At 69.3% G+C, this 6,281-nt stretch carries 6 protein-coding genes; 5 read left to right on the top strand and 1 reads right to left on the bottom strand.

The genetic code is table 11. From position 1 onward, the window contains the following. Positions 1-1,025 (bottom strand): hypothetical protein (locus tag GT354_RS54820; protein ID WP_237535705.1); only part of this gene is annotated, 1,025 nt, incomplete at its 3' end. Between the two features lie 498 nt (positions 1,026-1,523). On the opposite strand from GT354_RS54820, the gene GT354_RS32705 reads away from it, so the two are divergent. From GT354_RS32705 to GT354_RS32685, 5 genes are all read left to right on the top strand, one after another. Continuing rightward, entirely contained in the window at positions 1,524-2,465 is a 942-nt protein-coding gene (locus GT354_RS32705; RefSeq protein WP_161359999.1) for a phytanoyl-CoA dioxygenase family protein, read from the top strand. Between the two features lie 102 nt (positions 2,466-2,567). Beyond that, entirely contained in the window at positions 2,568-3,179 is a 612-nt protein-coding gene (locus tag GT354_RS32700) for a TetR family transcriptional regulator (RefSeq protein WP_161359998.1), read from the top strand. 248 nt (positions 3,180-3,427) lie between these two features. Beyond that, positions 3,428-3,937: a hypothetical protein gene (locus GT354_RS52895; RefSeq protein ID WP_202512573.1), complete on the top strand. Its 510-nt coding sequence runs from the start codon at positions 3,428-3,430 to the stop codon at positions 3,935-3,937. A gap of 483 nt (positions 3,938-4,420) precedes the next feature. Next, entirely contained in the window at positions 4,421-5,194 is a 774-nt protein-coding gene (locus GT354_RS32690) for a polysaccharide deacetylase family protein (protein ID WP_161359997.1), read from the top strand. A gap of 226 nt (positions 5,195-5,420) precedes the next feature. Beyond that, positions 5,421-5,822: a VOC family protein gene (locus GT354_RS32685; RefSeq protein ID WP_161359996.1), complete on the top strand. Its 402-nt coding sequence runs from the start codon at positions 5,421-5,423 to the stop codon at positions 5,820-5,822. The last annotated feature ends 459 nt before the right edge of the window (positions 5,823-6,281 follow it).

Here is a 6,281-nt window from a genome sequence, read left to right as displayed (position 1 = left end):
GAAGTGGTGCCTGCCGTGCCGCCGCCGTCGCCGTCGTCGATCACCTCGATCGCCAGTTCCTCGGCCAAGTACTCCAAGGAGACCCGACACCGCCGGGTGCCGGAGTGGCGCACCGTGTTGGTGACCGGCTCCTGGATGATCCATCCGGAACGCGGTCGGGTCGATCTCGGGTGGCAGCGGGCGCCCTTGGCCGTGCCGGGCCACGTCCACCCGTACGCCCGCCTCCGCCGCGGTCGCGACCAACCGCTCGACCCCCTCCAGGCCCACCATCGGCGCGAGCCGGGCGCCGTCGGGCCCGGTGTCCCCGTCGACCCCGGCGCAGCGAGGCCAGCATCCGGCGCAGCCCGGCCAGGGTCTGCCGACTGGTGCTCTCGATCGCGTCGAGCGCGGTGCGCGCGCCGGCCGGCTGCGAGTCCAGGAGCAGGCTCGCCGCGCCCGCCCGCCCGGATCGCGATCACGTCGACGCTGTGCGCCACCATGTTGTGCAACTCCCGGGCGATCCGCAGCCGTTCGGCCAGTACCGCGCGGGCCGCCGCCTTGGTGTGCAGCGCCTTGAGGTGGTCGCGGCGTTGCCGGGCCGAGGTGCCCATCATCCAGCCGATCAGCACCATGACGAGACCGGCCGCGAGTTGGGTGAGCACGTCGCCCAGGGTGTCGCTGCCGGTGTCGACTGCCCACCGGCCGACGAACACGGCGCCCCAAGCGGCCCATACCAGCCCAGCCGCCACCGTGCCGTTACGGCGCGACGCATCGGCGGCGTACCGGCCGACCGGAACGGCAAGGGCCGGGACCAGCGGCCAGGCCCGGTCGCGCAGGAGCAGTACCGCGATCGCTTCGGCCGCCATGATCGCGAGCACCGGCAACGGCCGCTTGCGCAGCGGCCCCACCGGCAAGGCGAGCAGCACGGCCACGATCGCCGCAGCCATCGTCGCCAACGGCGTGTAGGACTCCTCCGCTCGATACAACAACGTATGCAGCGCGAAACACAGGACTACCACGATCAGGCCGACCGGCGCGGCGAGCACGGCACGGACAACGGCAGACAGGGTCGGACAGGGTGGACGAAGCGACGAGCGCGGCTTCGTGGGTACCGGAGTCGAGATCGACGGAGACGAACTGCCCGCGGGCACGGGCCGATCGTAGCCGGGGCCTTCCCCAGCGAGCGTCCACCGCCGGGCGTACACCCGGGCGGCTACCCGGCCCGAACGGCTACCGCGAGTACGACGCCGGACCCGGAGGTCGGGGCCCCACGCCGACCAGGGACGTGGTGACCGTGCTCTAGAGACTCACCTGCCCTGGGTGCCCCAGAGATTCCGTTCGCCGAACGGGCGCCGTGATTCTTCCGCGAACGCTTCCGCAAACTTCCTATATCGGACCTTTGCGGGTTGACCTGCGGTTTCGGGGTTCAGCATCAGGCACTTTGGAGACCCGCGAGCCCTCCTGGGCGCTGCGGCGGCGTGCGATCGTGCGTTCCCTGCTCGAATTCGATTGTCCGGATGGGGAGTTCGGCGCACTCTGGGTCAATGGACACCAACGAGGTCTGCGCGCGATGGTCGCGGGACGGATTCGTCGTGTTGCCGGGGTTCGTCTCGGCCGAGGAGCTGGCGTCCGCACAGGCCGGTCTCGAAGCGCTCCACCCGACGGCCGCGGACTTCCACGACGGGCTCGACCCCCGCCGCCGCCGATACGTCGACGACGAGTTCGCGGGGATCGACACGTTCCCCTTCGCCTCCCCCGAGCTGAGCCTGTTGGCGGTACACCCTCGCCTGACGGACCTGGCCGCCGCGCTCGCGGGGGACGACGACCTGCGGATGTACCAGGCCGAGGCGTGGGCGAAGTACACCGGTGCCGCCGACTACGACCAGGACCTGCACCGGGATTACCTCAACCACACCGTCCTGGTCCCCACCGTTGCCGTCGGGTGCCGCCAGGTGGAGATGTTCGTCTACCTGTGCGACGTGCCGGAGGACCTGGGACCGCCGCATCTGGTCCCCCGCGAGCACACCCGACACCTCCCCGCCTGCCCCAACTGGTACCTGCGTCCCTGGGCCGATCCCGGGGCCGCCCCGGACGACGACCTGCGCGCGTTCGTCACCGCCGGCGACACCCGCGCGCTCTACGACGCGGAGGTATCCGCCGCGGGCCCGGCCGGCACCGTCGTCGCCTTCGGACTCGACACCTTCCATCGCGGCACCGGACTGACCCGCCCCCGCGGGGCACGCTTCACCATGCACGTCAACTACCGTCCGGCATCCGCCGATTGGGCCCTGCGCGGACCGTGGGCGGACCGCAGCCACGACACCGCCTGGTACCGGTTCGTCGAACGCGCGACGGCAAGCCAACTCGCCCTGTTCGGATTCCCACCCGCCGGGCACCCGTTCTGGAATCCCGACACGCTGCGCGCCATGGCACAGCGCTACCCAACCCTCGACCTCTCGCCCTGGGGAAGGCCCCTCCCGCCGTGATCAGCGCCCGTGCTGCGGGAAGGGCACCAAACGTGATTGCGTACCATCTCGATGGTCGGCGGCAGGCCGCCGACGCGAGGGACAGGGGTACGGGGAAACAACATGGACGAATCAGCGGGGGACTCGAAAGCGCCCACGGGCCTGCGGGAACGCAAGAAGGCACGGACTCGACAGATGATCTCCGTGGTCGCGCTCGGCCTGTTCGAGGTCCAAGGCTTCGAGCACACCACGATCGAGCAGATCTGCCGCCGGGCCGAGGTGGCACACCGTACGTTCTTTCGCTACTACCCCACCAAGGAATCCCTGCTCTTCAACGGTGACTTCGGCAACGTCATCCTCGAGGCGTTCGCCGCCGCGCCGGCCGAGCTCGACCTGTTCCCCGCTCTCGAACACGCGCTGACCGTGAGTGAGGGAAACCTGGAGGATCCGGCCGAGCACACCGCCCGCCGGGAGGCACTGCGCCGCCGGTTCATGGGCATCCGTGCGGTCCACGACTACGGCGTTGCCCAGATCGACGCCGTCACGCACAGGGTCGCGACCATCGCCGCAGAGCGCCTGCGAGTCGACCCACGCGAGGACTTCCGCCCCCAGGCACTGGGAGCCCTGCTCGCGGCCATGAGTCGCCGCCGCGTCATCGACGGCATCGACCCGGGCTCCTTGCAGGTATGGGCCGACACCTTCCGAGCCCTGTGCCCGGCCGAGCCCGACGCCTGAGCGAGCGCGGGTCGCCCGCACCGGCAGCCACTCGCAGGAGCGAACCACCCGGTCGATATCGCGAGTTCGCACCGACACCGAGACTCGACCACCCGAGTCTCGACCACCCGGAGAGTCGACCACCCCGACACTCGACCACCCCGACACTCGACCACCCCGAGACCCGACCACCCCGAGACTCGACCACCCCGAAGGTGGGCGGCGCTTCGGGCCGGACTCACCCGACCACCCATCGGAGTTGCGCAGAGATGACGACGGGACTGAACCCCCGAGCACGTGCCCCCCATCTGTCGTTGCTCGAACTGGTCTGGCGATACCGAGCCGACGAGATCGACGCGGCGGACCTGCCGATGCTCGTCGCCGATGCGCTGGTAGCCGGATGGGATACTCCGGCCCTGTGCGAGCTTGCCGGGCTACCGCGCAACGCGGATCGCGGTGACGTCCGCGAACTGTTCGAACATGCTCTGTCGGAGGCCGGGGTCGAACTGCCGGCTCCCGAGGCGGCCTACCGATATGCGCTGCGGAGACTGGCAACGCGGTTCGTCGACGGGGAGATCACGCCCACCGAACTCGTGGCGAGCGACCGGTGTGAGGTGAGCCCGGAAACGGCCGAGGAGCGGGCATTCCTGGCACTGATCCCCGCGTGCGTGTGCTGCATGGAGTACTCGACCGGCCCCGACCCGCAAACCTGGGCAGCCGAACTGCGCAGCGCAGCGCTCACCCTCGCGGCGTCCCCGCCCACCGGCCTCGGCTGCTGATCGGCTTCGGGGCATTCATCGACCCGTGCCGACGTCCTTGACAGCGTCGGACAACCGATTTACGGATCCTGGCCCGACACACAAACGACTCCGATGACGAATATCGGTGACGTACGCAATAAAAGAGTTCTGCTTTTCCTGAAGGAACGTTTCTCCTTTTCTGCCGATCGTTGTGCGCGAACAATGCGATGCCAGATTATGACCGATTTTGATCACATGGTCAAGCTCTAGAGCAGGTGTAATAGCACACAGCCATGGATTGGATACATAGAGCTACGCTTGATTCCGGCGCTCCGATCGGAAATCCGGAGGCTTTGTTTCGTGTGCGCGGCCGAGGGGATCCGTTTACGGACGGTCCATTTCCACAGGTTGGGATATCACCGGTTACCACGGGGTGAACGGAATGCGACGTACTTCGTCGGCGGCCCGGAGTCGACTCGCGCACGAAATAGCGATGCTTTATCGGTTCGAAAGGTATGTTGCATGCGAAAGATCCGCACCGCAGAGACCCGCGCCGTTCGTCGCCGCTGGGCGACCCTCACGACCGCGCTCGTCTGCGCCGCTACGACCTGGGCCGGCGCCCCGGCCGCCAGGGCCTTACCCGCGCCCGCCGCCGCCCCCGTGTCCGTCGCCGGCATCGCCGCTCCTGCGGTGGGACCGGTGAGTCCGGCCCTGATCACCACGACGGCTCATCCGGGCAATCGGATCGCCCTCACCTTCGACGACGGACCGAGTCCCCAGTTCACTCCGCAACTGCTCCAAGTGCTCAAGAAGCACCAGGTCAAGGCGGTGTTCTGCGTCGTCGGCGAGCAGGTCGAGTGGCAGCAGGCGCAGGTCCGGGCGATCGTCGCCGACGGCCACACCCTGTGCAACCACACCTACGGCCACCGCGACCTCACCTCGGTGTCCTCGACGGAGATCGAGGCCGACATCGTCCGTACCAACGCGCAGATCCGCTCCGCCGTACCGGGCGTGGAGATCCCGTACTTCCGTGCCCCATACGGCAATTGGGGCCAATCCCCCGCAGTGGCCGCGAACCTGGGCCTGCGCCCGCTGAGTTGGACCTTGATGCCGGGTGACTGGGAACTGCCCGGCGTGGACGTACTGCTCCAGCGCTTGCGCGACGGCATCACGCCCACCGGCGTGATAACCCTCCACGACGCGGGTGGCGACCGCCAACAAACGGTGGACGCGGTGGACCGACTGATCACCGAGTACACGGCCAAGGGCTGGTCGTTCGACCTCCCGGCCCGCTGAGACCCCCGCCCTCCCAGCCCGCTGACCCCCTGCCCCGACCCGGACGACGTCGACCCGGACGACGTCGAACCCGGGCCGGGGCTCCGGGGCTTCTCCACACGCTCCCGGGCTGACCTGGGCTTCCCGGACTGCTCGCCGAGGGCGGCTCGCCCCCCGGCGACGGCCCGGCACCTAGGATCGTGAACGCGCTGGTAGAGGCGCACCGTGACGACGAGAGGCGTAACACGTGTCGGACGCGAACATCTCCGGATTTCACCACATCGCACTGAACGTGCGCGACCTCGACGCCTCCGTGCGCTGGTACACCGAAGTCCTCGACTTCGCACCGCTGATCCCGTGGGACACCGACGACTTCGACCGGCGCATCCTGCGCCACGCAAGCGGCGCCGTCATCGCACTGACCAGGCACCGGCACCCGGACGGCGACGCCGACTTCAACGAACGCCGCACGGGCCTCGACCACTTGGCGTTCGCGGTCGCCACCATGGCCGACATGGAGGCGTGGAGCGCCCGGCTGACCGCAGCGGGCGTCACCCATTCAGGCATCCAGATCACCCCGAAGACGGGCTTCACCCTGATCGCGTTCCGCGACCCGGACAACCTCCAACTGGAGATGTACCTGGGCTGATTCACCGCGCCCGCCACGGAACGCTCCTGCGGCGGGTCGGCGGGTCGGCGGGTCGGCGGGTCGGCGGGTCGGCGGGTCGGCGGGTCGGCGGGTCGGCGGGGCGCGAAGGCCGAGCGTTGGGCGCTCACGTTCCTTGAGGCAGCGATGAGTGCGCCACCGACCCGGGCGCCGTCGAGGGCGAGGTAGCGAAGGGCGGGTTGTAGGCGGCCTGATGGCCCGGTGCCCCGGTGCCCCAGTGGCCCGGTCGAGGTTCGTGGCCGGGGTTCAGGGAGAGGATGCCTTCGGGCTCGCCGCGGCCCCGCTACCGAGGCAGCGGTGGTAGCGGTCCGCGATACAGCCACGCGCCGAAGAGGTCGTCCAACGAGTGTGGGGCGTACCTTCCCGCGTGGGCCGTGAAGTCGGCCGTGGTGACCGTGCCGTGGCGGTTGGCCGTGGTCCAGTCGCGCAACATGCGGAAGA

Source organism: Streptomyces sp. SID3343, from assembly GCF_009865215.1.
Classification (GTDB): domain Bacteria; phylum Actinomycetota; class Actinomycetes; order Streptomycetales; family Streptomycetaceae; genus Embleya.
This window is presented reverse-complemented; position numbering and strand designations above follow the sequence as displayed.